Here is a 2,034-nt window from a genome sequence, read left to right as displayed (position 1 = left end):
GATTATCTAATTGAAGTCGCAATAAGCTTGTCTATTCTGTTGCTCATCAGTGGTATTTACTTATGGTTACCGAGAGATAACGCGAGCCGCGCTGGTTTTCTTAAGCTTCGATTTGGTTCAGGAACGCGTATTTTAATGCGTGATCTGCATGCGAACATCGGTGGAACACTGTCATTCATTCTTCTGTTATTTATTCTATCGGGATTATCATGGACAGGTTTTTGGGGCGGTAAGCTAGTGCAAGCATGGAGTACTTTTCCTGCTCAAATGTGGGACGATATTCCTCTGTCTAACGAAACGCATGCTTCTTTAAATCACGGGTCTGAAGAGGAAATGCCTTGGAACCTAGAGCAAACTCCACTGCCTTTGTCTCAAGATAAGCCAGAAGAACACGTCCATCAAGTAGAAGAAGCGTCTGAAGCTCATGATCATTCTAAGATGGGTGAGGATCATTCTCAGCATGTATTATCTGCGAGTAATTTCTCGATTGATGATGTGATAGCAAAAGCTCAATCTCTTGGTTTTACGCAATATAAAGTCAATTTCCCGCGATCAGAAACGGGCGTTTACACCGTGGCTGCCAATACCATGGGCGGTGACATTATCGACCCAACCCAAGATCGCACGACTCACCTCGACCAATACTCAGGGCGCATTCTAGGAGAGGTGACGTGGCAAGATTACAATTTATTCGCCAAAACCTTAGCCGTCGGTATTTCTCTGCACCAAGGTGACATCAGCATCATTAATAAGCTTCTAAATGCGTTGTTCTGTTTGGCATTCATTTTGGTGTCAGTGACTGGTGGAGTAATGTGGTGGATGCGCAGACCTTCAGGCCAAAGAAAGTTGGGAACTCCACCGAAATTTGGTGATGCAGGCTTATGGAAAGCGGGTTTAGTGACTGTGGTTGTTATTTCGGTACTGTTTCCACTCGCGGGTGCAACGATTGTGACTGCAATGCTATTGGATTGGTTACTGTTTTCACGCGTTGAGAGATTCAAGACCGCGTTGAGTTAATTGACATGCAAACGGACTTTCTCGACTTGAGAAGGTCCGTTTTATTAATCAGATGAGCTCTTCTTCTGTGAGGAAGACTTTAGACTAGATACTGCTCTAGATCTGATAAAGCTTTAGATCTGATACAGCTTTAGATCTGATAAAGCTCAAGCGGCAGGCCGTCTGGGTCTGCGAAAAACGTAAATGATTTCCCCGTAAATTCATCCACTCGAATCGGTTCGACTTCAATGCCTTGTTCTTCCAAGTAGCTTTTGACATGTTGAATGTCATCAACACAAAAGGCCAAATGTCTCAGCCCTTGAGCTTCCGGAAAGCTTGGTCTTTCAGGTGCGTCAGGGAAGCTGAATAATTCTATTTGAGCGCCATTAGGCAGTGCCAAGTCGAGCTTATACGACTGACGTGCTTCACGATAATTCTCCGCAATCACTTCAAGCTTTAAAACTTCCGTATAAAAACGCTTAGAGACTTCGTAGTCTGAGCAAATAATGGCGGCGTGGTGTATTCCTTTCAGCATCAGTTTATTTCTCCTGCCAGCTTGTCACCCAAGTGCTCCATCGCGTAATCAATGAATACACGCAGTCGAGCGGGCATGTACTTGGTTTGAGCAAACTGCATCGCGATAGCGCCATGGTAATTACTCTTGATGGTCCAATCTTCCAACACTTGTACCACGGAGCCTTCAGCCAACGCATCTTGAATCACGAAGTCATGGAAAATACCGACGCCTAGACCTTCTTTTACACCTTTCAGTCGCATCTGCGAGTGGTTAACTGCGTAACGCCCAGTGACGGGTACCGTGTGAAATTCATCATCTTTAAGAAAGTCCCAAATGTGGTCTTTATCTGTTTCTGCAAGGTATAAGCAGTCGTGCTCAGAAAGCTCGGTAGGGTGGTGAGGGATTCCTTTGGCATCTAAATAGTCCGGGCTCGCACATAACACGAGGTTTGTTTTTCCGAGTTCTTTCAATACCAAACTCTCGTCAGGTTTGTCGGTAAGGCGAAAGGCAATGTCGATGCC

General features: G+C 45.1%; 3 protein-coding genes. 1 reads left to right on the top strand and 2 read right to left on the bottom strand.

Annotation, left to right across the window (positions count from 1 at the left end; all coding sequences use genetic code 11):
- The coding region (locus AB4653_RS25505) for a PepSY-associated TM helix domain-containing protein (protein WP_372105620.1) at window positions 1-1,017 on the top strand (1,017 nt) is incomplete at its 5' end.
- 130 nt (window positions 1,018-1,147) lie between these two features.
- On the opposite strand, the gene AB4653_RS25500 is transcribed toward AB4653_RS25505, so the two are convergent.
- Window positions 1,148-1,531 carry a VOC family protein gene (locus AB4653_RS25500; protein WP_009845599.1) on the bottom strand — a complete coding sequence of 128 codons (384 nt, stop codon included), beginning with the start codon at window positions 1,529-1,531 and terminating at the stop codon, window positions 1,148-1,150.
- The coding region (locus tag AB4653_RS25495; protein WP_372105619.1) for a substrate binding domain-containing protein at window positions 1,531-2,034 on the bottom strand (504 nt) is incomplete at its 5' end. The genes AB4653_RS25495 and AB4653_RS25500, both read right to left, overlap by 1 nt.

This window comes from Vibrio sp. 10N.222.48.A3, from assembly GCF_041475345.1.
Taxonomy (GTDB): domain Bacteria; phylum Pseudomonadota; class Gammaproteobacteria; order Enterobacterales; family Vibrionaceae; genus Vibrio; species Vibrio tasmaniensis_A.
Note: the sequence above shows the minus strand (reverse complement) of the source record. Positions and strands in the feature narration are given on the sequence as shown.

Coding starts and splice junctions, on each gene's coding strand:
- AB4653_RS25500 (WP_009845599.1), bottom strand. CDS start 1,531: ATGCTGAAAGGAATACACCACGCCGCCATTATTTGCTCAGACTACGAA.